The organism is Teredinibacter waterburyi, assembly GCF_001922985.1.
In the GTDB taxonomy this organism is placed as follows: domain Bacteria; phylum Pseudomonadota; class Gammaproteobacteria; order Pseudomonadales; family Cellvibrionaceae; genus Teredinibacter; species Teredinibacter waterburyi.
This window is the reverse complement of the sequence record NZ_MRUH01000074.1, coordinates 1-764: the sequence shown is the minus strand read 5'-3', so window position 1 is coordinate 764 and position 764 is coordinate 1. Positions and strand designations below refer to the sequence as shown.

Sequence of the window (764 nt, the reverse complement as noted above, 5' to 3'; positions counted from 1 at the left end):
CGCGCATTATGCTGATCCAGCACCGCACCGTCAACTCCTTTTCTTAACTTATTTAAATTAACTATCTATACGCACAACAATCCTACATTTCGTACACTTTCCGAGCAGCCAGACTGTTGGTCTGGCCAATCTATTACCCACCGCTAGGCACATAAATATAACCCAACTGGGCTCTTAATGACCCGATAGCTGTGCTTGAGATGAGCATGTTCGACCATTAGAGGCCATCGGCACTCCGAAAGGAGGTCAAAGCAATGCGAGCATCAAGGGTGCAGGGGGATGAGGTGCTAACGGAAACTAGCCAAGAAGGACGAAAGAAAACGGTTTAGTTAAGGGTTAAATTTTGCCTTGTAGAGATCTCGAGTAACGCACTGGCCGAGCCGGCCAGTACGGAAAACATACCCAGACTCAAACTGAAAGTCGAAGCAACGGATGAGGTCGTACACGGCTGGGGCGTCGTAAGCCCGCGCAAGCGTTTCGAGAAGTATTAAACTTCCCGGAGAGATCAATAGGCTGGTCGCGACAGTGGGCGCCATTACTCCATATCAGCGTGAAAAAGGCTTCGCGCGTATGTGACGCGGATACGGTCATACTCACGCGACCCGAGCAGCTCAAAGAGCTGCCCCCCTCCCTCACATCTGAGTTGACGCTGAAGCTGAGGTTGTGAGTGGAGTTGAAGCTCGAGCAGGAGTTGCGGCTTTTCCGCCAAATTCCAGACAAAGAAAAACCCCAGACCGATACGATCTGGGGTTTTAGGTTAGAAG

1 protein-coding gene is annotated in these 764 nt (G+C 50.7%); it reads right to left on the bottom strand.

The window, feature by feature from the left end:
- Positions 1–329: 329 nt before the first annotated feature.
- The gene (locus IDZ20_RS05840; protein WP_188150493.1) at positions 330–536 is read right to left on the bottom strand and encodes a hypothetical protein; all 207 of its coding nucleotides are present in this window, start codon (positions 534–536) and stop codon (positions 330–332) included.
- Between the last annotated feature and the right edge of the window lie 228 nt (positions 537–764).